Below are 25,483 nucleotides of genomic sequence, written 5' to 3'. Positions count from 1 at the left end.
CGAACCCGGAAGCTAAGACTCTCAGCGCCGATGGTACTGCAAGGGGGACCTTGTGGGAGAGTAGGACACCGCCGGACGCCTTTTGAGAGAAGAGCCCCTCCACTGGAGGGGCTCTTCTTGTTTAACCCCGAGACAACAGGAACAGGTCGCCGAGAGCGAGGCCCCGAGAAGCGGGGCTCGCCGGTAGGATCGTGAGCGATGTCTGCTCCCTTCTCCACCGCCTCCGGCGCCGATGTGCGCGTGCGGTTCTGCCCCTCTCCCACCGGGACTCCCCACGTGGGTCTCATCCGTACTGCCCTGTTCAACTGGGCGTACGCGAGGCACCACGGCGGCAAGCTCGTGTTCCGCATCGAGGACACCGACGCCAGCCGCGACAGCGAGGAGAGCTACGAGCAGATCCTCGACGGCCTGCGCTGGCTCAGGCTCGACTGGGACGAGGGCGTCGACGTCGGCGGGCCCCACGCTCCTTACCGGCAGTCGCTGCGTCACGACATCTACCGCGACATCATCGACCGGCTCCTCGAGCGCGGCCTGCTCTACGAGAGCTACGCGACGGGTGAGGAGATCGAGGCGCGGAACATCGCTGCCGGTCGCGACCCGAAGCAGGGCTACGACAACTTCGAGCGCGACCTCACGGACGAGCAGCGCGCCTCCTACAAGGAGGAGGGGCGTCAGCCGGCGCTCCGTCTGCGAGTCCCCGACCGCGACCTCAGCTTCGACGACCTGGTGCGCGGTGAGATCACCTTCCCCGCCGGCTCGTTCTCCGACTTCGTGGTGGTCCGACCGAACGGCGTCCCGCTGTACACGTTCGTCAATCCCGTCGACGACGCGCTGATGGGCATCACCCACGTGCTGCGCGGGGAGGACCTCCTCTCGTCGACGCCTCGCCAGATCGCCCTGTACGAGGCGCTGGTCGAGCTGGGCGTGACCGAGTTCGTGCCGCGCTTCGGCCACCTGCCCTACGTGATGGGCGAGGGCAACAAGAAGCTGTCGAAGCGCGACCCTGCCTCGAACCTGTTCCACCACCGCGATCGCGGCTTCATCCCCGAGGGCCTGGTCAACTACCTGTCCCTGCTCGGCTGGTCGCTGTCACACGACCGTGACGTGTTCAGCCTCGACGAGATGGTCGCGGCCTTCGACGTGACCGACGTCAACCCCAACCCGGCTCGCTTCGACCTCAAGAAGGCGGAGTCGATCAACGGCGATCACATCCGCCTCCTCGAGGTCGGCGACTTCACGCAGCGCCTGCTGCCCTACCTCGACGGCGTCGTCAGCGATCCGCCCACCGAGGCCGAGGCCGCCGTGCTCGCCCAGGCCGCGCCGCTCGTCCAGGAGCGCATGACGCTGCTCGGCGAGGCGAATGGGATGCTGTCGTTCCTCTTCACGGCCGACGACGAGCTCGAGTACGACGACGACGCGACGGCCTCGCTGCCGGAGTCGTCCCCAGACGTGCTGCGCGCCTCCTCGGCTGCCCTCGACGGGGTGCAGGAGTGGACGCACGCTGCGATCCAGGACGCGCTCAAGGCGGCGCTCGTCGACGAGCTCGGCCTCAAGCCGCGCGTCGCCTACGGCCCGCTGCGCGTCGCGCTCTCGGGGCGACGGGTGAGCCCGCCGCTGTTCGAGTCGATGGAGATCCTGGGTCGGGAGTCGACGCAGGCGCGCATCCGGCGCCTCCTCGAGCGATCATGACCGATCAGGGTGCCGGCGAGGCCACGGCCGACCCGCGCTGGGACGTCGTCGTCGTCGGGGGAGGGCCGGCGGGGCTCAGCGCCGCGCTGAACCTGGTCCGCGCCCGGCGCCGCGTCCTGCTCGTCGACAGCAACCGCCCGCGCAACTCGGCGACGCTGCTGTCGCACGGGTACCTCACCCGCGACGGCATCTCGCCGCTCGAGCTGCGCAAGCTCGGCCGCGAGGAGTTCCTCGCCTACGAGGAGGGCGAGCACTGGCAGACGATGGCCACGAGCATCAGCCGTGGTGACGACGGGTTCGTCGTCGACTGCGAGTTCCGCGGGCAGCAGCGTCGTGCCCTGGCCGATGTAGTGCTGGTCGCCACCGGGCTGCAGGAGACGCTGCCGGCGATCGACGGCCTGCGAGCCTTCTACGGCACCTTCGTCCACAGCTGCATCGAGTGCGACGGCTACGGCAAGCGCGACCAGGCACTCGCCGTGATCGGCGAGCACCCCGACCTGGCCGAACGCGCCCTGCTGCTGTCGCAGTGGAGCGACGACCTGGTCGTCTTCACGCACGGCTCCGGCGACGCGGTGACCGAGTCCGAGGAGGCGCAGCTCGCCTCCCGCGGGATCCGCGTCGACCGCCGCCCGATCGCGTCGCTGCAGGGCGGCCGCGAGGGGCTCACGGGGGTCGAGCTCGAGGGCGGCGAGGTCGTGCCGCGCGAGGGCGGCTTCGTCCGGCCTGCCTGGGCCGGCAAGCTCGAGTACGTCGCCCCGCTCGGTGCCGACCTCGACGCCGACGGACTGCTCGTCGTCGACGACCACGGCCGCACCTCGGTGCCGGGGCTCTACGCCGCAGGTGAGTCCACGGCGCCCGGGCCGCAGCAGCTGATCGTCGCGGCCGGGTCGGGGGCCCGAGTCGCCGCGGTGATCAACCGTGACCTGATCGGTGGCCTCGACGAGCTCGGAGATCGTGTACAGTAGACGCTGGCTCATCTGATGGGCCGCAGTGGTATCGACCTGACGGTCGACATCATTGGGGTATGGTGTAATTGGCAACACGACTGATTCTGGTTCAGTTGTTCTTGGTTCGAGTCCAGGTACCCCAGCAAATTCATCCCTCGTGTCCTTGTCGGACCGGGGGATTTGCTGTTCGTGCTCGTCTGGCCGCCTGCCGGCGGCTGCCGGGCTGCGCCCGGCGGCCTTCGGCCGCGGGGGCGGCGGCGCTTCGCGCGCCTCCTCGGGTACGGGGGCGGGGGCGGCGGCGCTTCGCGCGCCTCCTCGGGTACGGGGGCGGGGGCGGCGGCGCTTCGCGCGCCTCCTTCGGCTGGGGGCGAAAGCGAGACAGATGCTTGCTCGGGGTGGGCGCGGGGCCCGGCGGCGTGGACGCGAAGGGTTCGATCACTCTCAAATTTGAGAGTGATCGTGTGCGGAAGCTCCCACAGGAGGAGCGCACCGGGTTTCGTACACTGCACCGGGACGAGACGCGGTGCGGTGTACGGAATGCGGTGCAGTGCTCCAGGCGGCGACAGGGTGGGGGCGGGGGCGGCGGCGCTGCGCGCGCCGGGGCGGGGCGGGGATGCACGAAGGCCCCTGCCGGGTGGCAGGGGCCTTCGGGGCGCAGCGGCCGAGGTGCGCAGGCGCCTACTGCGGGATGGTGGCCCCGAAGCGGGCCGGGAGCGTGCCGCGGTGCGTGCTGCGCAGCTCGTCGAGCGAGACCGTGAAGACGTCCTGGATCTCGAGCGACTGCGACGACGCGTCCGTGACGCCGATGCGGGCGACGGGGTAGCCCCGGCCCTCGCAGAGGCCACGGAACTTGACGTCGTCCTCACGCGGCACCGACACGACCACACGACCGGTCGACTCCGTGAAGAGCGTCGCCGCCACGTCGAGGCCGTCGCGCTCGAGCAGCTCGCCCAGGTAGACGCGGGCGCCGACGCCGAAGCGCAGCACCGCCTCGGCCAGGGCCTGCGCCAGGCCGCCGTCGCTGAGGTCGTGCGCCGCCGCGATGAGCGACTGGTCGGCACCCGCGGCGAGCAGCCCCGCGAGCTGCTTCTCGCCGGCCAGGTCGACGGCAGGCGGGCGTCCGCCGAGGTGGTCGTGCACGGTGCCGGCCCAGGCCGAGCCGTCGAGCTCGAGGGAGGAGGTGCCGAGCAGGTAGATGTTGTCGCCGTCGTCCTGCCAGCCGGAGGGCACGCGCTTCGCGACGTCCTGGATCACGCCGAGGACGCCTACCACGGGGGTCGGGAAGATCGGCTTCGTGCCGGTCTGGTTGTAGAACGACACGTTGCCGCCCGTGACGGGGATCTCGAGCTCGAGGCACGCGTCGGACAGCCCCTCGACGGCCTGCGAGAACTGCCACATGACCTCCGGGTCCTCCGGGCTGCCGAAGTTCAGGCAGTCGGTCACCGCGGCCGGCACGGCACCCGTGACGGCGACGTTGCGGTAGGCCTCGGCGAGGGCCAGGCGGGCGCCCTGCTTCGGGTCGAGCTGGCACCAGCGGCCGTTGGCGTCGGTCGCGATGGCGAAGCCGAGCCCCGACTCCTCGTCGACGCGGACCATGCCGCCGTCGTCGGGGAAGCTCAGGGCCGTGTTGCCGAGCACGTACGTGTCGTACTGGTTCGTCACCCAGCTCTTGTCGGCCAGGTTGGGGGAGCCGAGCAGCTGCAGGAACTGGGCCCGCACCTCCTCGGGCTCGGTCGGACGCGGCAGCGTCGCGGCCGTGTCGGCCTGCAGCTCGTCGATCCAGGAGGGGTAGGCGACGGGGCGCTCGTAGACCGGGCCGTCGACCGCGACGGTGCGCGGGTCGACGTTGACGATCTCTTCTCCGTGCCAGTTGATGATGAGCCGGCCGGTGTCGGTGACCTCGCCGAGCACGCTCGTCTCGACGTCCCACTTCGCGGTGACCGAGAGGAACGCGTCGAGCTTGTCGGGGCTGACGACCGCCATCATCCGCTCCTGGCTCTCGCTCATCAGGATCTCTTCGGCGGTCAGCGAGGGGTCGCGGAGCAGCACGTCGTCGAGCTCGATGAACATGCCGCCGTCGCCGTTCGAGGCCAGCTCGGAGGTGGCGCAGCTGATGCCGGCCGCTCCCAGGTCCTGGATGCCCTCGACGAGCTCGCCGCGGAACAGCTCGAGGCAGCACTCGATCAGCACCTTCTCGGCGAACGGGTCGCCGACCTGCACCGAGGGACGCTTCGTGGGGCCGCCCGACGAGAACGTGTCGGAGGCGAGGATGGAGGCGCCGCCGATGCCGTCGCCGCCGGTCCGCGCCCCGAAGAGCACGACCTTGTTGCCCACGCCCTTGGCGTTGGCGAGGTGCAGGTCCTCGTGGCGGAGGACGCCGACGGCGAGGGCGTTGACCAGCGGGTTGCCCTGGTAGACGGCGTCGAAGTAGGTCTCGCCGCCGATGTTCGGCAGGCCGAGGCAGTTCGCGTAGAAGCTGATGCCCTGCACGACGCCGTCGACGACGCGCTGCGTGTCGGGGGCGTCGATGGCGCCGAAGCGCAGCTGGTCCATCACCGCGACCGGACGGGCGCCCATCGAGATGATGTCCCGGACGATGCCGCCGACGCCGGTCGCGGCGCCCTGGAACGGCTCGATGTAGCTGGGGTGGTTGTGGGACTCGACCTTGAAGGTCACCGCCCAGCCGCCTCCCACGTCGACGACGCCGGCGTTCTCGCCCATGCCGACCATCAGGTCCTTCGTCATCGCCGGCGAGACCTTCTGGCCGAACTGGCGGAGGTAGATCTTGCTCGACTTGTAGGAGCAGTGCTCGCTCCACATCACCGAGTACATCGCCAGCTCGCCGCTCGTGGGGCGGCGGCCGAGGATCTCGCGGATCTGCGCGTACTCGTCGGCCTTGAGGCCGAGCGCCTCGAAGGGCTGGTGCTTGTCGGGCGTCGCGGCCGCGTCGGCGGTCGTGTCGGGCTTCGGGCCCTCGGGGCGGACGTCGATCAGCTCGGCGCGGTCGTTCTCGGTGCTCACTTGGACAGGGCCCTCTCGATGACGGACGTGAAGAACGTGAGGCCGTCGACGCCGCTCGACATCGCGTCGGGCATGTCGGGGCCGAAGCCGGGCTCGGTGGCGTGCTCGGGGTGGGGCATCAGGCCGACGACGTTGCCGCGGGCGTTCGAGACGCCGGCGATGTCGTCCATCGAGCCGTTGGGGTTGACGCCGACGTAGCGGAAGGCGACCTGGCCCTCGCCCTCGATCCGCGCGATCGTCTCGTCGTCCGCGACGAACCGGCCGTCGGCGTTCTTGAGGGGGATCGTGATCTCCTGCCCCTCGGCGAAGCCGTTCGTCCAGTCGGTCGACGCGTTCTCGACGCGGAGCACCTGGTCGCGGCGGATGAACTGCTGGTGCGCGTTGCGGGTGTGCGCACCGGGGATGAGCCGCGCCTCCGCCAGCATCTGGAAGCCGTTGCAGATGCCGAGCACGGGCATGCCCGCGTTCGCCGCGTCGACGACCTCGGTCATGATCGGCGACAAGGAGGCGATGGCACCGGCGCGCAGGTAGTCGCCGTAGCTGAACCCGCCGGGCAGGATGATCGCCTCGACGCCCTGCAGGTCGTGGTCGCCGTGCCACAGGGCGACGGGCTCGCCGCCTGCCAGGCGGACCGCGCGCTGGGCGTCGCGGTCGTCGAGCGAGCCGGGGAAGGTGACGACGCCGACGCGCATCAGACGGCGGGCGCGGCGTCGAGCACGGTGATGCTCACCACGTCTTCGATGACGGAGTTCGAGAGCACGTCGTCGGCGAGGGTGCGCACGTCGGCGAGGACCGCCTCCGTCACCTCGCCCTCGACGGTCAGCTCGAAGCGCTTGCCGATGCGGACGTCGGTGAACTGCTGGCGGCCGAGACGGGAGAGGGCGCCGACGACGGCCTTGCCCTGGGGATCGAGCAGTTCAGCCTTGGGCATGACCTCGACGACGATTGTGGGCACGTTTCAACTCCTGCGGGCTGGCAGCGGGTGGACGCAGCGAGTCTACCGGGACGGTGCCGCCCGGCCGGGGCCCGGACGTCGTCCTCCCGCCGGGCCGCCTGCTGGTCCGGCCGGGCGCCAGCAGCGGTCGGCGGTGATCAGCAGATCCCGAGGCGGCTCCCAGCGTCGTCATCGGATCGGGACGCACCATTGATCTCAGCAGCGGGAACAGGGCCTTGTGATCGGGCCTCCTGCTGCATCCGGTCGAGGGTTCCTGATCCGCCCGACGCCGTAGGACGCCCGGCCGATCCCCCCGTCGGCCGGGCGTCACCCTTCTCCTGCGGCCCTCCGTCGGCGAATCAGCGGGCGTCGGTCCGGGGGCGCGTGCGGCCGAGCAGCCAGAGCGCCGCCGGCAGCGCCACGGCGCCGGCGATCGCGTTCCGCAGGTCGAGGCCGTCGAGCATCACCGCGAACGGCGGCGCGATCACGAGCACCGCGGACAGCGCGACGACGAGCGTGCTCGGGCGTCGCCGGCCCGGCGGCACGGGCCGCGGTGCTCCCTCGAGGCGGCCCACGACGAGCGACAGCGCGCACGCGAGGCCGAGCACGAGCAGCACGACGGGGATCCGCGTCCACCACCAGGTCGCCGACGCCGGCTCGGGCAGCGGCCCGCCCGCCGCGAGGACGAGGCCGGTGACGGCGATCAGCAGCGGCAGGTGCCAGAGGTAGATCGTCATGCCGCGGCTGCCGACCGCGAACACGACGGCCCGCGCGGCACGCGTCCGCATCAGCCGTGCCAGCGCGGGGTGCAGCAGCGTCAGCAGGCAGATCTGCCCGAGGCCGAGCACCATGAGAGGCACCGCCGGCGGGTTGAGGTTCGTCAGCATGTCGTCGGACCACGGGCCCACCGTCGTCAGCGCCGGCAGCGACGCGGCGCAGGCGAGCGCGATGCCCGCCAGCAGGAGGCGCGGGGCGCGCCCGAACCACCCGCTCGCGTACGCGAACCCCAGCTGCTGCACGAACAGCCAGACGAACACGAGGTTGAGCAGGCCGACGTCGGTCACGAGCGTCGTGTACCGGACCGAGTCGACGAGCAGGGCCGCCGTCGCGAGTCCGACGAAGGTCGCCGCGGGTCGCGTGGCGTGCAGCCGGGCCATCACGGGCACGGCCACCTGCGTGATGCCGTAGGCGGTGAGGAACCAGAGCGGGGTGCCGATGCCGGTGACGGCCGTGTCGAGCAGGGCAGGGTCGACCCCGAGCAGCGTGGCGACCGCCAGGGCGACGGCGAGCACCACGAAGAGCGCGGCGGCGGGACGGGCGAGGCGCAGGAGGCGGCCGCGCACGAAGTCCGCTCCGTCGCCTCCTCGTCGCTGTGTGCTCGCCCAGGCGGTCGCGCTCGCGAAGCCGCCGACGACGAAGAAGAGCGGCATGATCTGGCCGACCCAGGTCGAGAACGCGAACCACGGCTGCTGCTGCAGGGGCTGCGACGCGACGACCGCGCCGTCGGGGTCGCGGCCGACGCCGACCATGAGCACGTGGATGACGACCACGAGCAGCACGCAGACGACGCGGGCGAGGTCGACGACGAGGTCGCGGCCGGCGAGGGCGTCGGCGGGCGGAGCCGGGGAGGCGCCCGCCGGGTCGGTGCCGCTCGGTGCGGCACCCGAGGTGCGGCCCTGGCCCTGCGGGTGACGCTCCGTCGACGTGCTCATCTCCGCACCGTAGCGACGACCGGGGCCGGGTGGGGAGACCGGTCGGTGAATTCCTCCTCGCGGAGGACCCCGGGCGTACGGCACCGTCGAGGCGCTCGGTGCCCGGAAAGGGGCGTTCTGGACGGGGGCCCGCGGTCAGGTCGTCCCATCTCGGTCAGGACGCGCCGGGGCCGCGGCCGGGGCCGGGGGCGGGCCGGAGCCGGGGCAGGGGTCGGGCCCGGCCCCGGCGAGGAGCTACGCCGCGGGCGTCGGTCAGCGGACGACGGCCCCCACGAACTCGATCTCGACCCGGGCGCCCTTCGGCAGGGCCCCCACCTGGTAGGCGGCACGAGCCGGCAGCACGCCCCCGCCCGCGGAGAAGACCTCGGCGTAGACCTCGTTCACGACGGCGAAGTCGGCGATGTCGGCGAGCAGCACCGTCGTCTTGACGACGTGGGCGATGCCCGAGCCCGCCGCCTCGAGGACCGCCGCGCCGTTGCGGAGCGACTGGGCCGCCTCCTCGCGCACCCCCGGCCCCGCGAACTCGCCCGTCGCCGGGTCGATCGGCAGCTGGCCCGAGACGAAGACGAGGTCGCCGACGACGACGGCCTGCGAGTAGGCGCCCACGGCGACGGGCGCGGCGTCGGTGTGCACGGCGTGGACGGAGGCGCCGGTGCGGGCGGGGTGGTCGGTACGGGTGTCGTCTGCGGTGGTCATGCGCGTCCTCCCAGGACGGTCAGGGCCGCGTCGAGCGCGGCCGGGGTGGTGGTGGCGTGCACGCTGAGGCGCACGCGGTCGTCGCCGTGCACGGTCGCCGTGACCCCGACGGCGTCGAGCCGGGCGCCGACGGCCGCGGCGTCGCCGGCAGGCACGCCGGCGACGACGATGCCGGCCCGGCGCCCCCGCTCGACGGGCGAGAGCACGGGCACCCCGGCGGCGTCGAGGCGCTCGACCAGGTCGCCCGCCGTGTCGGCGACCCGGGACGCGACGACGTCGACGCCGACCTGCTCGAGCTGCTCGAGGGCCGTGGCGAGGGCGCCCGAGGCGAACGGCGAGCCGTTCGTGACCGAGAAGCGTTGGGCCCCGGAGAGGGCGGCGTGCGGCACGCCGTCGTAGCGCGACGGCCCCTCGACGCCGGTCCAGCCGCCGAGCACCGGCCGGAGGCGGTCGAGCGCCCGGGGGGAGAGGGCGACGAAGCCCGTGCCCCAGCCCGCCCGCAGCCACTTCTGGCCGCCGACGACCAGGGCGTCGGCGAGCGACCAGTCGGCGTCGAGCACGCCGAACCCCTGGATGCCGTCGACCACGAGGAGGCGGTCGCCGGCTGCCTCCCGGAGGCCCGCGAGGTCGGCGACGGCGCCGGTGCGGAAGTCGACCGCGCTCACCGCGACGGCGACCGTGTACGGGCCGACGGCGTCGGCCACGCGCTCGGGCGTCACGGGCGCGAGCGGCTGCCCCGGCACCGGGGGCAGGTGACGCACCGTGGTGAGGCCCGCCTCCTCGGAGCGCCACCAGGCGTAGAGGTTCGACGGGAACTCGGCCTGGCTCACGACGACCTCGCCGCGCGGCAGGCCGAACGCGACCTGCATCAGCCCGAGGGAGGTGCTGCCCGCGAGGGCGACGCCGGCCCGGTCGACACCGGTGAGGCGCGAGACCGCGGCGAGGGCACGTTCGTCCTCGGCGTGCAGGCCCGACGACGGGACCCCGGCGCTCGCCGCGGCCGCGAGCCGACCGATCGTCTCGACGACGTCGCGGGAGGGCGGTCCGTAGCTGCCGAAGTTCAGGTAGCCGACCGGCTCCGCGAACGACGACAGGTAGGTGTCGAGGGCACTCGGCGTCCCGGGGTGGTCCGAGGTCACTGCAGCACCCGCTGGAGGAACTGCCGCGTGCGCGCCTCGCGCGGGGCGCCGAGCACCTGCTCGACCGGGCCCTGCTCGACGATGCCGCCGTCGGCCATGAAGACGACGCGGTCGGCGACCTCGCGGGCGAACTGGATCTCGTGCGTGACGACGAGCATGGTCATGCCGTCGCGGGCCAGGTCGCCCATCACCTTGAGCACCTCGCCGACGAGCTCGGGGTCGAGCGCCGACGTCGGCTCGTCGAAGAGCAGGAACAGGGGCTTCATGGCGACGGCCCGCGCGATCGCGACCCGCTGCCGCTGCCCGCCCGAGAGCTGGCCGGGGTAGGCGTCGACCTTGTCGCCGAGGCCCACCCGCTCGAGGATCGCGACGGCCTCGGCCCGCGCCTCCTTCGCGGATCGACGCTGCACGCGCACCGGGCCCTCGAGCACGTTGCCGAGCACCGTCAGGTGCGGGAACAGGTTGAAGTGCTGGAACACCATCGCGGTGCGCGCCCGCTGCGCGGACAGCCTGCGCTCGCTCAGCTCGTGCAGCACGCCGTCGCGCAGCTCGAAGCCCATCGGCTCGCCGCCGACCCAGACCTCGCCGGCGTCGGGCTCCTCGAGGCGGTTCAGAGTGCGGAGGAACGTCGATTTTCCTGCGCCGGACGGGCCGATGATGCAGACGACCTCGCCGCTGCGCACCGTCATCGAGACGTCGCGCAGCACCTCGTGGCTGCCGTACGACTTGCCGATGCCGAGGGCCTCGAGGACGGGGGCGGCGTCGGCGGCGGGCGCCGCGCCTCCGGCGGTCGGGGTGGGCGTCGCGGTCACGGGGTGCTCCTCACGAGGGGGGCGCGGCCGAGGTCGGCGGCGACCTTGCGGCGCAGCGCGCGGGCGTTCGGCGGGCCGCCGGGGCGGCGGTCCTGCCGGTCGAAGCTGCGCTCGAGGTAGAACTGGCCGACGCTCGCGACGCTGACGATGACCATGTACCAGATCGCCGCCGCGATCAGCGTCTCCATCACCTGGAGGTTGAACGACGAGATGTTGTTCGCGGCCTTGATCAGCTCGAGGTAGCCGATGACCGACGCCATCGCCGTGCCCTTGAGCATGTTGATGAAGTCGTTGCCGGTCGGGGGGATGATGATGCGCATCGCCTGGGGCAGCACGATGCGGGCCATGCGCTGCATCGGGGTCTGCCCGATCGACTGCGCCGCCTCGATCTGGCCGCGGTCGACGCTCTTCAGCCCCGCCCGCACGATCTCGGCCATGTAGGCGCTCTCGTTGAGGGCCAGCCCGAGGAACGCGGCGACGAAGGTCGTCATGACGTCGTTCGTGCTGACGTCGAGGAACACCACGTCGGTGAACGGCACCCCGACGGTGAGCCGCGGGAAGATCAGCGCCAGGTTGTACCAGAGCAGGATCTGCAGCAGCACGGGCAGGCCGCGGAACAGCCAGGTGTAGCCGGCCGCGAAGGCCTGCGCCACGGGGTTCTTCGAGATGCGCATCAGGGCGATCACGACGCCGATCACGACGGCGCTGACCTGCGCGACGACCGCGAGCACGAGGGTGCCGACGAGGCCCTGCAGGATGATCGGCGAGATCAGGTAGTACGGGATGTCGCCGTACGCGATGTCGCCCTGCGACGCCCCGTAGGCGAGCGCGACGAGCACCACGACGATGACCGCGGCGCTGACCCAGCGGCCCCAGTGCTTCAGGCGCACCTGCGGCAGCAGCTCACGCCCCGCCGAGGAGGTGCGGGCCGGGTCGACCGTGTCGGCCCCGGCCCGCGATCCGGGCTCCGTCACGGCTACTTGCCCCCGTTGACGGTCGCCTCGGTGACGCTGCCGGAGGTGATGCCCCAGGCGTCGAGGACCTCGCCGTAGGTGCCGTCGTCGATCAGCGAGTCGAGCGCCGCGGCGATGGCGTCGCGCAGCTCGGGGTCGTCCTTGTTGACGCCGATGCCGTAGGGCGCGCCGTCGATGACGTCGCCGGGCACGACCTCGAAGGCCTGGCCGTCCTGGGCGGTCTTCGAGATGTAGACGGCGCTCGGCAGGTCGTTGACGATGGCGTCGATGCGGCCGGTGCGCAGCTGGGTCTGGTTCTGGGCGTCGCTGTCGGTGACGGTGATCTCGAGCGGCTCCTCGCCGTCCGACTCGCACTGCGTGCTCGTCGCCTCGGCGAACTCCTGCTGGCTCGTGCCGGTGACGACCGCGATGGTCTTGCCGCAGAGGGCGTCGGGGCCGGTGATGTCGGCCGGGTTGCCCTTCTGCACCATCAGGGTGATGCCCGAGGTGAGGTAGTCGACGAAGTCGATCGCCTGCTGGCGCTCGGCGGTGTCGTTCATCGCGGCGATGGTGACGTCGACGCGGCCGGACTGCAGGCTCGTGATGAGCGAGCCGAAGTCCTGGTTCTGGTACTCGACCTCGAGGCCGAGCTTCTTGCCGATCGCCGTGATCAGGTCGTGGTCGGAGCCGATGACGGTCGAGCCGTCGGCCGCGTAGAAGTTGTTCGGCGCGGACTGCACGTTCGAGCCGACCGAGAGGGTGCCCGCGTCGGTGATGTCGGAGGGGAGCTGCGAGGCGAGCGAGTCGTCGACCTCGACGGCGTCGAGCAGCGCGCTCGTGTCGGGGATCGTCGAGGACGCCGACGACGAGGCGTCGCCCGTCGCGTCGCCGGGCTGCGGGGCGCTCGGGCCGCCGCACGCGGTGAGCGTGAGGGCCAGGACGGCGCCCGTCGCGACGGAGCCCCAGAGGGCAGGGCGGAGGCGGGGCCTGGTGGTGGTCGATCGGGTCATGGTCGAGCCTTTCGTGAGCGTCGTCGGTCATCGGAAGCTAGCCGATCTCTCGGCACGATGAGAGAAAATTATCACAATGCGACGATTCTGTTACACACCGGTAACCTGGGGCCCATGACGACAGCCAGCAGCGCCACCGTGGTCGACCGCAGCCGCGTGCTCCGGACCGAGTTCGGGCCGTACCTGCCGCTGATGGACTTCCTCGCCGAGCTGCTCGGCCCGCGCACCGAGATCGTGCTGCACGACACGAGCGACCTCAGCCGCTCGATCGTCGCCCTCACGAACGGGCACGTCAGCGGCCGCAGCGTCGGCGGCCCCGCGACCGACCTCGTGCTCAAGGTGCTGCAGAACCACGAGCACGACGACCGCGACTACCTCGCCAACTACCTGGCGGAGTCGCGCACCGGCGGCACGTTCCGCTCCTCCACCTTCTTCATCCGCGACGCGGGCGGCGACGTCGTCGGGATGCTCTGCCTCAACATCGACGACGAGCCGCTGACCCGGGCCCGCGACCTGCTCGCGGCGATCACCGCGACGACGGGGCTCGTGAAGGGCGCGGAACAAGGAGGCGCCGGTGCGGTCCCGGGAGGCGCGGGGGGCGCCGGCGGGGCTGGCGTCGCCGGCGACGGTGCCCGTGCTGCCTCGTCGGCAGGCGTCGTCGAGCGGCTCAGCACGAACGTGGACGAGCTCGCGCTCGACGGCGTGGCCCGGATCGTCGCGGCGCAGGGCGTCGAGCCGCACCGCATGACGCCCGACGAGAAGGTCGCCGCCGTGCGCGAGCTCGAGCGGGCGGGGGTGTTCCTGCTCAAGGGCGCGGTGGCGCAGGTGGCCGACGCGCTGCACGTGTCCGAGCCCACCGTCTACCGCTACGTCAAGCAGGTGCGTCGCGGCGACTGAGCGTCGGGCGACGGGCCCGGCGGCGGCCCTCCGCTAGACGGGGAAGCCGAAGGTGGCGGCCGGGGTGCCGGCCGCGGCCGCGGCGCGCTCCTCGGCCTCGCGCCGGGCCCGCCGCGTGAGCGGCTGGGGAGCGGCAGGCGCGGGCTCGTAGCTCTGCAGCTCGGCCTCGGCCCGCAGCGCGAACTCGCGCAGCTTCTCGGGCGAGACCGACGAGGCCTTCCGCGGCCGCGTGTTGTGCAGGCAGAACGTGCCGATCGTCTCGCCGGTCGACGAGTGGATCGGGTGCCCCGCGTAGAAGTAGCCGTGGTTGAGGTCGAGGTACGGGTTGTCCGCGAAGCGCTCGTCCTTGCGGGCGTCCTCGACGACGACCACGTCGTCGGCGGCGACGGTCACGTCGCAGAAGGTCAGCTCGCGGGGGATCGACACCGGCAGCAGCTCGGTGTTCATGGCGTACCAGAGCTTGCTGCCGTCGAGCATGCTGACGACCGCGACGTCGACGCCGAACTCGGCCTCCGCCTCCTTCGCCAGGTCCTTGAGCGCGTCGGAGCCGCCGGTCGCGGCCTGCTGGACCAGGCGCTCGCCGCCGCTCCACCCGAAGCTGCGCTGCGGCAGGTGCCGCGGCAGGCGCTCGTCGAGCTGGCCCTGGTGCACGCGGTCGAGGGTCGGCGCGATGCGGTGGGCGATGGTCTGCGCCCACCGGCGGTAGCCCTCGGCGCAGCCGTGCGGCGAGTCGGGGCGGCGGAGGCCGGCCGGCAGGCGGAAGTACTCGAGGCCCGCCTCGGAGGCGACCAGCTCGGTGAGGGCGTTCATGCGCTCGCCGTGCTGCTCGGCGACCGAGCCCAGCAGGCTGTCGAACGCCTTCGCCGAGCGGACGGGCGGAACGCCGACCAGCACGGTGCGCGCGGTCGGGTGGCTGCGGCGCGCGATGGTCGAGACGAGGAGGCGCAGCTCGCGCTCCCAGACGTCGAGGGGCGTCAGGCGCACGGCGTCGTTCAGGCCCACCAGCACCACGACGGTGTCGTAGAGGCCGAGGTCGGTGTCGCGGATCCAGGCCCGCGTCGACTCGATGCTCATCATCTCGTCGCCGACGTAGTCGACCGAGCAGGGGCGCCCGGTGGCCTCCGTGGAGGCGCGTGACAGCTGGCCGACGAGCGCCTGGTCGTGGGTGGAGACGCCCCAGCCGTGCGCGGGGCCGTTGCCGACGATGAGGACGGTGTCCGCGTCGCGTGCGGAGGTGCGCGCGGTCGGCTCGTCGCGGGGGGAGAGGACGTGACGCGACCGCGAGAGCCACCAGAGGTACCAGAGCCTCATCACGGGACGGAGTCGCTCGTACCGGTGCTGGTGCGCGCCGGCGACGGCGCTGCCCGTGCTCGGGCGGGCACCGGGGGTGCCGGTGCTGTCGTGGTCGACCGTCCTGGTCACGTGGTGCTCCTCGGGTGTCGTGCGGGTGCCATCCCGCGGTCAACGCTAGGCGGGGTGCTCTCGGCGCGACATCCCCCAGAACGGGCCGGGTGCGCGGTGCGGCTGTCGCGACGGGCGTGTCCGTCGCCACCGGGCTGCGACGGCGGCCCGCACTCGACGGACACGCCCGCCCTCGGGCTGTTTTGAACCGTTCAAGGGAAGCGTGCTTAGATGGGGACATGACGACGACGAGCCAGGGCGCCGAAGGCGCTGCGAGCACGCAGGGCACCGAGCGCCTCCGGGCAGCTGGCCTGCGGGTGACCGCGCCGCGCCTCGCCGTGCTCGACGCCCTCGACGGGCTGCCGCACGCACCGGCCGACGTCGTCTTCGCGCGCGTCGCGCTGGGTCTGCCGGGCACCTCCCTGCAGGCGGTCTACGGCGTGCTCGCGGCCCTCACGGGCGCCGGGCTGGTCCGTCGGATCGAGCCGGCCGGCTCCGCCGCGCTCTACGAGCTGCGCACCGGCGACAACCACCACCACGTGGTCTGCTCCGTCTGCGGCAGCGTCGCCGACGTCGACTGCGTCGTCGGCCACGCGCCGTGCCTGACCCCGTCGAACGACTCCGGCTTCGCCGTGCAGACCGCCGAGGTGACCTTCTGGGGCCTCTGCCCGGCCTGCCGCGCCGCGGAGGACGCGCCGCTCGACGGCGAGGTCGTCACCGGCCTGGCCGACGCAGGCGTGCCGGTGCTCGGCGCGACCGGCCTCGACGGCGCGGGGCGCGCCTCCTGAGCTGCACCGCACCTCCCGCGCAGGGCACCGCCCTCCCCTTCTTCCCGGCCGCGCGCCGGGTCTCACGCAACCCGCGACTGAACACCGAACGGAAAGAGGAGTCATGACCGACACGACACCGATCACGACCACCGACAACGGCGCACCCGTCGCCAGCGACGAGCACTCGCAGACGGTCGGGGCCGACGGCCCCATCGTGCTGCACGACCACGCGCTGGTCGAGAAGCTCGCCAACTTCAACCGCGAGAAGGTGCCGGAGCGCATCGTGCACGCCAAGGGCGGTGGCGCCTTCGGCACGTTCGTCACCACCGGCGACGTCTCGCAGTACACCCGCGCCGCGCTGTTCCAGCCCGGCGTCGAGACCGAGATGCTCGCCCGCTTCTCGACCGTCGCCGGCGAGCAGGGCAGCCCCGACACCTGGCGCGACCCCCGCGGCTTCGCGCTGAAGTTCTACACGAGCGAGGGCAACTACGACCTCGTCGGCAACAACACGCCCGTCTTCTTCATCCGCGACGGCATCAAGTTCCCCGACTTCATCCACTCGCAGAAGCGCCTGCCCGGCTCGCACCTGCGCGACCACGACATGCAGTGGGACTTCTGGACCCTCTCGCCCGAGTCGGCCCACCAGGTGACCTGGCTGATGGGCGACCGCGGCCTGCCCGCGTCGTGGCGCATGATGGACGGCTTCGGCTCGCACACCTACCAGTGGATCAACGCCGCGGGCGAGCGCTCGTGGGTCAAGTACCACTTCAAGTCCGACCAGGGCAACGAGATCCTCACCCAGGCCGACGCCGACCGCATCGCCGGCGAGGACGCGGACTTCCACATCCGCGACCTGTCCGCTGCGATCGAGCGCGAGGAGTTCCCGACCTGGACGATGTCCGTGCAGGTCATGCCCTACGCCGACGCCGCGAGCTACCGCTTCAACCCCTTCGACCTGACGAAGGTCTGGCCGCACAGCGACTACCCGCTGATCGAGGTCGGGAAGATGACGCTGAACCGCAACCCGGAGAACTACTTCGCGCAGATCGAGCAGGCCGCGTTCGCGCCCTCGAACTTCGTGCCCGGCATCGCCACCAGCCCCGACAAGATGCTGCTCGCGCGCATCTTCAGCTACGCCGACGCGCACCGTTACCGCGTGGGCGTCAACCACCAGCAGCTGCCGGTGAACGCGCCAAAGAACGAGGTGCACTCGTACTCGAAGGACGGCGCTGCGCGCTACAGCTTCAGCGACGCCACCGTGCCGGTCTACGCGCCCAACTCGGTCGGCGGCCCCGCGGGCTCGCCGCAGGCCGCGGGCGACACCCCCGGCTGGGAGAGCGACGGCGAGCTCGTCCGCTCGGCCGCCACGCTGCACCCGGAGGACGACGACTTCGGCCAGGCCGGCGCGCTCGTCCGCGACGTGATGGACGACGAGCAGCGCGACCGCCTCGTCGCCAACATCGTCGGCCACGTGTCGAAGGTCACCCGTCCCGACCTGCTCGAGCGCGTGTTCCAGTACTGGAACTCGGTCGACCCGATCCTCGGCTCGCGCGTGCGTGCCGGCGTCTCGCCCGAGGCGCCCGGCTCGAACGAGGACCCGGCGACCGTGGGCGTGCCCGCGTAGCAGCACCCGGCTGACCAGCATCGCTGGTCGCGTCAGACCGCAGGAGGCGCGGTGCCCGTTCGTCGGGCACCGCGCCTCCTGCGTGCGGTCGGGCCCTCCGCGCCCGCGGCCGCCGGTCGGGTCTCAGGCTACGTGCCCGTAATTTGAGAGTGATCGGGACTTGATGGGTCGGCGAGCCCAGGAGGCGCGGACCCGAACGGCCAGATCACTCTCGCTTTGCGAGGGGCGGCATGGTCAGACCATCTGGCCGTTCCAGCGGATGTCGCCGGCGGGCCAGTCGGCGGCGGTCGCGCCGACCTCGCGGATCAGCCAGCCCTCGTCCTGGCTGACGAGCACGCCTGCCCCGTCTGCCGAGAAGGCGGTGTAGTGGCCGGTGACTGCGTGACCGGTGACTGGATCGCTACCCTCGTCGTCACCCAGTGGCAGCCAGCCCGCACCGCGGTAGAAGCCCTGGACGGCCTCGCCGGTCTCGAGCAGGCCGAACCGGCTGCCGAGGCGCTCGAGGGCGGCGTCGACCTGGCGGAGCAGCTCGCCTCCGAGGCCGGTGCCCTGCGCGGCCGGGCTGACCGCGACCATGCCGACCGCGGTGACAAGCAGGTCGGTCTCGCCGACCGTCACGAACTGGCGGCGGAGCCCGGCGTGCGCGACGACGACGTCCCCGTCGCGGGCGACGACGCGGAGCTCCGGCTGCATGCCCGCCCAGCTGCGCGCCCCGGCGTACCAGTGGTCGTAGGCGTCGAAGGTGCGGGCGAGCATCGCCGCGAGGGCCTCGTGGTCGTCGAGAGTGAGGTCGCCCTCGGCGACGGTGCTGAAGACGGGAGCTAGGGAGGAGGCGGGGGAGGCGTGCTGTGCGGCATCGGACATGCCTGCGACGCTATCCCCAGGAGCGCGGCGCGCGGGGGGTCACGCGCCCAGCGCGCGGGCCGTGACCTCGATCTGGTTCAGCCACGGGTCGTCGAAGGCGAGCACGCGGCCGTCGTCGCGCGTGGCGACGCCGTGGTGCGCGAGGCGCTCGCCGAGGGCGCCCAGGTCGTCGAGGCGCGGCACCTCGATGCGCACGAGTCCGAGGCCGAGGGCCAGCTGCCGCCTTCCTGCTCCGGCGCTCTGCCACGTGTTCATCGCCATGTGGTGGTGGTAGCCGCCGGCGCTGACGAAGAGCGCCTGCGGCCCGAAGCGCGTCGTCGTCTCGAAGCCGAGCTGCTCGACGTAGAACCGGTGGGCGCTGTCGACGTCTCCCACGCTGAGGTGCACGTGGCCGACGGAGGCGGGGCGGGAGGCGGTGGCGACCAGCGCCTCCTCGGTCACGTTCTGCTGCAGGAACGCGTTCGGGTCGAGGGCGAGGGTGGCCATGTCGACCTGGCCGTGGGTCCACGACCAGGCGGTGCGGTCGCGGTCCCAGTAGAGCTCGACGCCGTTCCCCTCGGGGTCGGTGAAGTAGAAGGCCTTGCTGACGAGGTGGTCGGCGCTGCCGGTGAAGCTGCCGGGGTGTCGGCTCGCGACGCCGTACACGGAGGCGGCGAGGTCGGCCTCGGTCTCGAACAGGATCGCGGTGTGGAAGAGGCCGGCCTCGCGGGGGCCGGCGTGCCGGAGCTCCGGCGCGTGCTCGAGCACCACGATCGGCGTCGCCCCGCGGCCGAGGACGCTGCGGCCCGCCTCCGCGTCGTGGCTCAGCACCGCGAGCGTGACGGCGTCGCGGTAGTACGCGGTCATCGCGTCGAGGTCGGCGACGCGGAGCGTGACCGCGCCCATGCCCGTGTCGGCGGCGAGCAGGTCGGCGGCGCTCCGGCCTGCCGGGTTCCGGTCAGCCGAGGAGGCGCCGGTCGCGTCGCTGCTGCTGGTGTCGGTCATCGGGGCCCTCGGTTCTCGTGCGGTCGCGCGTCTCGTGTCACGCCGATCGATGACGTGTCACCGATGTGAACCCCCGCGAGTGCCCGAGCATTCCGTCACGCCCCCTGGGGCTCCGAACCGCGTTCCGTTCACAGAACCGCGAAGCAATGCGGTTCTGTGAACGGAACGCGGTCCGGCGGTGGCGAGAGCGTTGTCAGGGGATGGCGTCCGCAGCACGCGGAGCTGGGAGGTGTGGGGTCAGTGGGCGGTGAGGCGCTCGATCAGCTCGCGGTAGCGCGCCGCCGTGCGCTCGACGATCTCGGGCGGCAGGGCGGGCGGGGTGCCCGTCCTGTCCCAGTTGTCGGTGAGCCAGTTGCGCACGATCTGCTTGTCGAAGCTGTCCGTGCGGCTGCCCGAGCCCGAGCCTGCCCCGGCTGCCCCGGCTGCCCCGGCTGCCCCGGCGGCGCCGGCCGCCTGCGCGTCCCAGAAGCGGCTGCTGTCGCTGGTGAGCACCTCGTCCCCGAGGGTCAGCTCGCCGGTGGTGCGGTCGGCCCCGAACTCGAACTTGGTGTCGGCGAGGATCACGCCCCGCGCCTCCGCGACCATGGAGGCGCGGCGGTAGATCTCGAGCGACGTGTCGCGCAGCGCCGCCGCGGCGTCGGCGCCGACGAGCTCGACGGTGCGCTCGAACGAGATGTTCTCGTCGTGCTCGCCGAGAGGCGCCTTGTAGGCCGGGGTGTAGATCGGCTCGGGCAGGCGGTCGCCGTCGTGCAGGCCGGCCGGCAGCTCGATGCCGCACACCCGGCCGGTCTCGCGGTACTCGGCCCAGCCGCTCCCCACGAGGTAGCCGCGCACGACGCACTCGACCGGGTACATGTCGAGCGGCTTGACCAGCATCGCCCGGTCGCGCACGGCCGCAGGCACCGACACGGAGGCGGTGGTCGGGTCGACGAGGTGGTTCGGCACGCCCTCGAGCTGGTCGAACCACCACGTGCTGAGCTGCGTGAGCAGGGTGCCCTTGCCCGGGATGCCGGGCTCGAGCACGACGTCGTAGGCGCTGACGCGGTCGCTGGCGACGACGAGCAGGTGCTCGGCGGCGTCCAGGGCGGGCGCGGCGTCCAGGGCGGGCGCAGCGTCGAGCGTGGCGGCGTCGCCGACCGTGCCCGCGACGGGGGCCGGCACGTACAGGTCGCGGACCTTGCCCGAGTAGGCGTGCACCCAGCCGGCGAGCTCGGGCGCCTCGGCGGTCATCGGGCGACCCGCTCGGCGATGTCGCGGCGGTACTGGCCGCCCTCGAGCCGGATGCGGAGCATCGCGTCGTAGGCGCGTCCCCGCGCCTCGGCGAAGTCGGCCCCCTCGGCGACGACGCTCAGCACGCGGCCGCCGGTCGCGATGAGGCGGTCGTCGAGCCGGGCGGTCGCGGCGTGGGCGACGTGCACCCCCGCGACGGCGGTGGCCTCGTCGAGGCCGGTCAGGGGGCGGCCGCTGACGGCGCCCTCGGGGTAGCCCTCGCTCGCGAGCACGACCGTGACCGCGGGCGTCGGCACGAAGCGCGGCGCCTCGTGGTTGCCGAGCGAGCCGGTCGCGGCGGCGAGCAGCAGGCCGCTCAGCGGCGTGATGAGGCGCGGCAGCACGACCTGCGTCTCGGGGTCGCCGAACCGGGCGTTGAACTCGATGACGCGGACGCCCTGCTCGGTGAGGATCAGCCCGGCGTAGAGCAGCCCGATGAACGGCGTCCCCTCCGCCTCGAGCTGGCGCACCGTCGGCGTCGCGATGGTGTCGAGCACCTCGTCGACGAAGTCCTTCTCGCTGCCGAAGCGGTCGGCGAGCCACGGCAGCGGCGAGTAGGCGCCCATGCCGCCGGTGTTGGGGCCGGCGTCGCCGTCGAGGAGGCGCTTGTAGTCCTGGGCGGGCGACAGCGGCACGACCGTGTGCCCGTCGCTGAGGAAGAACAGCGAGACCTCGGGCCCGTCGAGGAACTCCTCGACGAGCACCGGCCCGTGCTGCAGCCAGTAGGTGGTGTGCTCGACGGCGGCGTCGCGGCTCTCGGTGACGAGCACGCCCTTGCCCGCGGCGAGGCCGTCGGCCTTGATGACGTAGGGGCTGCCGAACTCGTCGAGCACGGCGACGGCCTCGTCGAGGGTCCCGACACGGGTGGCGCGTCCCGTCGGGACGCCCGCCTCCTCCATGATCCGCTTCGCGAAGGTCTTGCTGCCCTCGAGCGCCGCGGCCTTCTTGCCGGGGCCGAACACCGGCACGCCGCGGGTGCGCAGCGCGTCGGCGACGCCGGCGACGAGGGGGGCCTCGGGGCCGATCACGACCAGCTCGACGTCGTTCTCGAGCGCGTACTCGGCCACCACCGAGCCGTTCGACGGGTCGAGGTGCACGACCTCGACCTGCGCGGCGATGCCGGCGTTGCCGGGGGCGGCGACGATCTCGTGCCCCGCGTCTTCGCGCAGCAGCGCGGTGATGATGGCGTGCTCGCGAGCACCGGAACCGAGGACGAGTATGCGCACCCGATGGATCCTACCGAGCCGCGCCTCCCGGCAGTCGGCGGGGGCGGCGCGTGCGCGGGTAGCGTGACGGCATGGCCAGGGCGAGGATCGACGACGCGGCAGGCGCGGCAGCCGTGCAGGAGGCGGTGGTCGCGCTCGCCGAGGGCGGCTCGGCACCGCGGACCGTCACCGCCACCGCGGTGCGCTGGCTGCTCCAGGTGCTCGCCGACGGCGAGCCGGGGGCCACCGTGGAGGTGCGGGTGCCGCCGTTCGGCGCCGTCCAGTTCCGCGAGGGCCTGAGCCACACGCGCGGCACGCCGCCCAACGTCGTCGAGACCGACCCGGCCACGTTCATCCGGCTCGCGACGGGCGCCCTCAGCTGGGACGAGGCCGTCGCCGGCGCGCTCGTGTCGGCCTCGGGCAGCCGCGCGGACCTGCGCGGGTACGTGCCCGTGCGCCTGCCGCGGGCCTGAGGCGCGACAAGCACTCCGACGTCGAGGGATGCGGCGGAGCTCGGGGACGCACTCTGGGACAATGGAGGCGTGACCCACGCACCCGACGAACCGCAGCAGCCCGACGAGGCCGTCTCCCCGGACGCCCCGGAGCAGCCGGTCGTCGAGCCCGAGCGGTCCGAGCCCGCCGCGGCGGCAGTCGCGGACGAGCCGGAGGAGATCGCCTCGGACGACGAGGTCACCGTGCGCCGGGCCCCGAAGGTGTTCGCGTTCCTGCTGATGGGCGGGGCGCTGGGCGTGCTCGCCTCGCTGGTCCTCACGTCGCTGTTCCCCTTCGACCCGGGCACCAGCCCGGCCTCGACCTACGGCTACTTCTCGCTCTGGGGGCTCACGTTCGGCGCCGCCGTGGGTGCCGTCGTCGCCATCGTGGTCGACCGCGTGTCCCTCCGCCGGGCGAAGACCCTGCGGGCCGAGCGCCGTCGCGTGGACGCCCCCGAGCCTCCTGAGGTCGAGGGCGAGCTCGAGTAGAGCGTCAGATGCGGCGCGGGTGCCACAGGACGCCCGGCGCTGAGCCCCGCGCTGGGCCGGACGCCTCGCGCAGAGCCCCGCGCTAAGCCCCGCGTGCCGCCCGCAGTCGCGTGAGCAGCTCGGGCCCGCGGGCGTCGAGCAGCTTGCCGCCCCGGTCGACGCCGACCACGAGCAGCACCGTCCCGAGCACGACCCCGACGACCAGGGCGAGCACCCCGAGCAGCAGGCTGCCCGTGACGAGCGACGCGATGCCGAGCGCGAGCTCGGGCACCGCCAGGCCGAACGAGACGAGCCACGTCGTGTACATGCCGAGCGTGGAGGTGACCGACGCCCCGGGAGGCGACTTGAACGGGCTCTCGCCCGCGGCCGGCACGGGCATGAGGAACTTCGCCGACGCCACGCTCGACGCGCCGAAGCCCGTCAGCATGACCCCGAGCCCCATGCCGAGCAGGGCGGGCAGCACCTGCCAAGCCCCGAGAACGGCGAGCGGCAGGATCGTCGCGAGCAGCACGATCGGCACGGCGAAGAGCGACAGCGTGAGCACGCGTCCCGCTCGGTCGGCCCGGCCGGAGACCCCCGTCGACAGGTGCGCCGCGAACGCGGTGCCGTCGTACGAGACGTCGGCGCAGAGGGTCACGGCGAGCAGGGCCGCGATGCCCGGCCCGATCGCGTAGAGCAGCCACGTGTCGCCGCCGCTCCACGCGAGGAACACGGCGAGCACGGGCAGCAGCGGGACGACGACGAGCGAGCCGCCGTAGCGCGGGTCGCGCAGCCAGTAGACGGCGGCGCGGGCCGCGACCGCGCCGGTGGGCGTGCCGGGGAACCAGCGGAACGGCCCCAGCCCCTTCGCGGTCGCCGCACGTTCCTCGACGGGAGGCGCGATCAGGGCGGACGCCAGGGCCCGACGCCACGCGAGCAGCAGCAGGGCGAGGGTCGCGAGCGCGATCGCCGCCTTGACCAGCGCCTCCAGTGGTCGGCCGAGGGCGAGCTCGCCGGGCACGGCCCAGGCGGCGCCGAGCGGAGTCCACGCGGCGACCGCCGCGATGCGCGGCAGCTGGTCGACGGCCGAGCCGATGCCCTGGCCGGCGAAGCCGATGATCGGGCCGGCGAGGATGATCGGCACGAACACGACGACGCCCATCACCTCGCGGTAGCGCCGACGTGACGCCAGGGCGCTCGTCAGCGACTCGAGCACCCGCGACGCGGCGACGCAGGTGAGCACCCCGACGAGCCCGCTGATCGGAGCGACCACCGCCGAGAGCGGGTGCTGCAGCCAGCTCAGCGACGTCGCGAGTGCGGCGATCGTGGTGACGATGCCGGGGATGCCGAGCACGCCGCAGACCAGCAGGGCGACGAGGAGGCGGTCGGCCGGGATCGGGAACGACCGCAGCTTCTCGACGCTGAGGGTCTGGTCGACCCCGCGGGCCAGCAGCGGCACGACAGCCCAGCCGAGCACGGCGACCGAGCCGACGAGCACCGCGGCCGTCCAGGCCCACTGGGTGGGGGCGAACGACAGGGCGACGAGCCCGGCGACCAGCGCGACGAGGATGCCGATCCCGTAGAGCCCGCCGATCACGAGCGCGACGACCTGCCAGACGCTGCGCTTGAGGCCGTTGCCCATCACCCGCCAGCGGAGGCTCAGGAGGTGCGCAACCACGACGGCCCCTCGTTGTGCTGGCGGCCGCCGACGAGCTCGACGAACCGGTCCTCGAGGGTGGAGCCGGCGCGCACGTCGTCGGTCGTGCCGGCGGCGAGCACCCGCCCGGCCGCCACGACGGCGACGTGGTCGCACATGCGCTGCACGAGGTCCATCGAGTGGCTCGACACGATGACCGTGCCGCCGCCCCGGACGTAGCCCTGCAGGATGTCGCGGATGTTGGCCGCCGAGATCGGGTCGACCGACTCGAACGGCTCGTCGAGCACGAGGAGGCGCGGCGCGTGCACCAGGGCGCAGGCGAGCGCCGCCTTCTTGGTCATGCCCGCGCTGTAGTCGACGACGAGGGTGCCCGCGGCCTCGCGGAGGTCGAGGAGGTCGAGCAGGTCGGCCACCCGGGAGGCGACGGTCTCGCGGTCGATGCCGTTCAGGAGCCCGTGGTACGTGATCAGCTGCTCGCCGGTCAGTCGGTCGAACAGGGCGATGCCGTCGCTCAGCACGCCGACGAGCGACTTCGCGTGCGTCGGGTCGCGCCAGACGTCGTGCCCGAGCACCTCGATGCTGCCCGCGTCGGGGCGGAGGAGGCCCGTCGCCATCGACAGGGTCGTCGTCTTGCCGGCGCCGTTCGGCCCGACCAGGCCGTAGAACGAGCCGGCCGGCACCTCGAGGTCGACGCCGTCGACGGCGACCTTCTCGCCGAAGCGCTTGCGCAGGCCCGTGATGCGGAGGGCCGGGGTCGCCCCGGGCCCCGTCGAGACGGGCTCGGCGGGCGTGAGCACGTCGGGGACGGGCGCCGCCCCCTGCGGCGGGGTCGGTGCTGCCGGTGTCGATTCGGCCGGGTGGTCGGGGAGGGAGCTGTCGTCGCTCATGCGCACGAGCCTATTGACCCCCGCCGACGACGACCACCGCCGCTCGGATGACC

General features: G+C 72.8%; 23 protein-coding genes, 1 tRNA gene and 1 rRNA gene. 9 read left to right on the top strand and 16 right to left on the bottom strand.

Annotated features, from left to right (window positions below):
- The 4 genes from rrf to ITJ48_RS08895 form a co-directional block, all read left to right on the top strand.
- Positions 1–77 (top strand): 5S ribosomal RNA (rrf, locus tag ITJ48_RS08910); the annotation flags it as partial.
- Positions 78–198: 121 nt separating this feature from the next.
- Positions 199–1,689: a glutamate--tRNA ligase gene (gene gltX / locus ITJ48_RS08905; RefSeq protein WP_194613234.1), complete on the top strand. Its 1,491-nt coding sequence runs from the start codon at positions 199–201 to the stop codon at positions 1,687–1,689.
- A complete protein-coding gene (locus ITJ48_RS08900) occupies positions 1,686–2,654 on the top strand; it encodes an NAD(P)/FAD-dependent oxidoreductase (protein WP_194613233.1) in 969 nt (322 codons plus the stop codon). Before gltX ends, ITJ48_RS08900 begins: the two co-directional genes overlap by 4 nt.
- 53 nt (positions 2,655–2,707) lie before the next feature.
- Positions 2,708–2,779 (top strand) — tRNA-Gln (locus ITJ48_RS08895).
- Between the two features lie 535 nt (positions 2,780–3,314).
- On the opposite strand, the gene purL is transcribed toward ITJ48_RS08895, so the two are convergent.
- The 9 genes from purL to ITJ48_RS08850 all read right to left on the bottom strand — a co-directional run bounded on the left by purL (position 3,315) and on the right by ITJ48_RS08850 (position 12,913).
- A complete protein-coding gene (gene purL / locus ITJ48_RS08890; protein ID WP_194613421.1) occupies positions 3,315–5,627 on the bottom strand; it encodes a phosphoribosylformylglycinamidine synthase subunit PurL in 2,313 nt (770 codons plus the stop codon).
- Positions 5,628–5,653: 26 nt separating this feature from the next.
- A complete protein-coding gene (gene purQ, locus ITJ48_RS08885) occupies positions 5,654–6,349 on the bottom strand; it encodes a phosphoribosylformylglycinamidine synthase subunit PurQ (protein WP_194613232.1) in 696 nt (231 codons plus the stop codon).
- Entirely contained in the window at positions 6,349–6,612 is a 264-nt protein-coding gene (gene purS, locus ITJ48_RS08880; RefSeq protein ID WP_123548751.1) for a phosphoribosylformylglycinamidine synthase subunit PurS, read from the bottom strand. Before purS ends, purQ begins: the two co-directional genes overlap by 1 nt.
- A gap of 338 nt (positions 6,613–6,950) precedes the next feature.
- The gene (locus ITJ48_RS08875) at positions 6,951–8,303 is read right to left on the bottom strand and encodes an acyltransferase (RefSeq protein ID WP_194613231.1); all 1,353 of its coding nucleotides are present in this window, start codon (positions 8,301–8,303) and stop codon (positions 6,951–6,953) included.
- Between the two features lie 252 nt (positions 8,304–8,555).
- A complete protein-coding gene (locus ITJ48_RS08870; RefSeq protein ID WP_194613230.1) occupies positions 8,556–8,999 on the bottom strand; it encodes a Rid family detoxifying hydrolase in 444 nt (147 codons plus the stop codon).
- Positions 8,996–10,138 carry an aminotransferase class V-fold PLP-dependent enzyme gene (locus tag ITJ48_RS08865; RefSeq protein ID WP_194613229.1) on the bottom strand — a complete coding sequence of 381 codons (1,143 nt, stop codon included), beginning with the start codon at positions 10,136–10,138 and terminating at the stop codon, positions 8,996–8,998. The genes ITJ48_RS08870 and ITJ48_RS08865 overlap by 4 nt, the downstream gene beginning before the upstream one ends.
- A complete protein-coding gene (locus ITJ48_RS08860; protein WP_314104078.1) occupies positions 10,135–10,950 on the bottom strand; it encodes an amino acid ABC transporter ATP-binding protein in 816 nt (271 codons plus the stop codon). Before ITJ48_RS08860 ends, ITJ48_RS08865 begins: the two co-directional genes overlap by 4 nt.
- Complete coding sequence (locus ITJ48_RS08855; RefSeq protein ID WP_192170461.1) at positions 10,947–11,924, bottom strand: amino acid ABC transporter permease; 978 nt, start codon at positions 11,922–11,924, stop codon at positions 10,947–10,949. The genes ITJ48_RS08860 and ITJ48_RS08855 overlap by 4 nt, the downstream gene beginning before the upstream one ends.
- Positions 11,925–11,926: 2 nt before the next feature.
- Positions 11,927–12,913 carry an ABC transporter substrate-binding protein gene (locus ITJ48_RS08850; protein WP_194613228.1) on the bottom strand — a complete coding sequence of 329 codons (987 nt, stop codon included), beginning with the start codon at positions 12,911–12,913 and terminating at the stop codon, positions 11,927–11,929.
- A gap of 114 nt (positions 12,914–13,027) precedes the next feature.
- Between ITJ48_RS08850 and ITJ48_RS08845 the strand changes: the two genes are divergently transcribed.
- Positions 13,028–13,810 carry a transcriptional regulator gene (locus tag ITJ48_RS08845; RefSeq protein ID WP_194613227.1) on the top strand — a complete coding sequence of 261 codons (783 nt, stop codon included), beginning with the start codon at positions 13,028–13,030 and terminating at the stop codon, positions 13,808–13,810.
- 33 nt (positions 13,811–13,843) lie between these two features.
- Here ITJ48_RS08845 and ITJ48_RS16690 read toward each other — a convergent pair whose 3' ends face one another.
- Positions 13,844–15,232: a GAF domain-containing protein gene (locus tag ITJ48_RS16690; protein WP_194613226.1), complete on the bottom strand. Its 1,389-nt coding sequence runs from the start codon at positions 15,230–15,232 to the stop codon at positions 13,844–13,846.
- Positions 15,233–15,450: 218 nt separating this feature from the next.
- On the opposite strand from ITJ48_RS16690, the gene ITJ48_RS08835 reads away from it, so the two are divergent.
- Both ITJ48_RS08835 and ITJ48_RS08830 read left to right on the top strand, forming a co-directional pair.
- Positions 15,451–15,999 (top strand): Fur family transcriptional regulator, encoded by a 549-nt coding sequence (locus ITJ48_RS08835; RefSeq protein WP_194613225.1) that lies wholly within the window; start codon positions 15,451–15,453, stop codon positions 15,997–15,999.
- A gap of 103 nt (positions 16,000–16,102) precedes the next feature.
- The gene (locus ITJ48_RS08830; protein WP_194613224.1) at positions 16,103–17,605 is read left to right on the top strand and encodes a catalase; all 1,503 of its coding nucleotides are present in this window, start codon (positions 16,103–16,105) and stop codon (positions 17,603–17,605) included.
- 234 nt (positions 17,606–17,839) lie between these two features.
- Here the strand turns inward: ITJ48_RS08830 and ITJ48_RS08825 are convergent, their stop codons facing one another.
- The 4 genes from ITJ48_RS08825 to purD form a co-directional block, all read right to left on the bottom strand.
- Entirely contained in the window at positions 17,840–18,469 is a 630-nt protein-coding gene (locus tag ITJ48_RS08825; protein ID WP_194613223.1) for a GNAT family N-acetyltransferase, read from the bottom strand.
- 39 nt (positions 18,470–18,508) lie between these two features.
- A complete protein-coding gene (locus ITJ48_RS08820; protein WP_194613420.1) occupies positions 18,509–19,354 on the bottom strand; it encodes a VOC family protein in 846 nt (281 codons plus the stop codon).
- A 336-nt stretch (positions 19,355–19,690) separates the two neighbouring features.
- Positions 19,691–20,683: a phosphoribosylaminoimidazolesuccinocarboxamide synthase gene (locus ITJ48_RS08815; RefSeq protein WP_194613222.1), complete on the bottom strand. Its 993-nt coding sequence runs from the start codon at positions 20,681–20,683 to the stop codon at positions 19,691–19,693.
- Positions 20,680–21,948 (bottom strand): phosphoribosylamine--glycine ligase, encoded by a 1,269-nt coding sequence (gene purD / locus ITJ48_RS08810; protein ID WP_194613221.1) that lies wholly within the window; start codon positions 21,946–21,948, stop codon positions 20,680–20,682. Before purD ends, ITJ48_RS08815 begins: the two co-directional genes overlap by 4 nt.
- Positions 21,949–22,019: 71 nt before the next feature.
- On the opposite strand from purD, the gene ITJ48_RS08805 reads away from it, so the two are divergent.
- Entirely contained in the window at positions 22,020–22,400 is a 381-nt protein-coding gene (locus ITJ48_RS08805; RefSeq protein WP_192042864.1) for a sterol carrier family protein, read from the top strand.
- Between the two features lie 69 nt (positions 22,401–22,469).
- The gene (locus tag ITJ48_RS08800; protein ID WP_194613220.1) at positions 22,470–22,907 is read left to right on the top strand and encodes a hypothetical protein; all 438 of its coding nucleotides are present in this window, start codon (positions 22,470–22,472) and stop codon (positions 22,905–22,907) included.
- A gap of 82 nt (positions 22,908–22,989) precedes the next feature.
- On the opposite strand, the gene ITJ48_RS08795 is transcribed toward ITJ48_RS08800, so the two are convergent.
- Both ITJ48_RS08795 and ITJ48_RS08790 read right to left on the bottom strand, forming a co-directional pair.
- A complete protein-coding gene (locus ITJ48_RS08795) occupies positions 22,990–24,564 on the bottom strand; it encodes a transporter (protein WP_228506247.1) in 1,575 nt (524 codons plus the stop codon).
- On the bottom strand, positions 24,546–25,430 hold the full coding sequence (locus ITJ48_RS08790) for an ABC transporter ATP-binding protein (protein WP_194613219.1): 885 nt from the start codon (positions 25,428–25,430) through the stop codon (positions 24,546–24,548). The genes ITJ48_RS08795 and ITJ48_RS08790 overlap by 19 nt, the downstream gene beginning before the upstream one ends.
- Positions 25,431–25,483: the final 53 nt, after the last annotated feature.

It is taken from the genome of Frigoribacterium sp. VKM Ac-2530 (assembly GCF_015350835.1).
Classification (GTDB): Bacteria; Actinomycetota; Actinomycetes; order Actinomycetales; family Microbacteriaceae; genus Frigoribacterium.
Note: the sequence above shows the minus strand (reverse complement) of the source record. Positions and strands in the feature narration are given on the sequence as shown.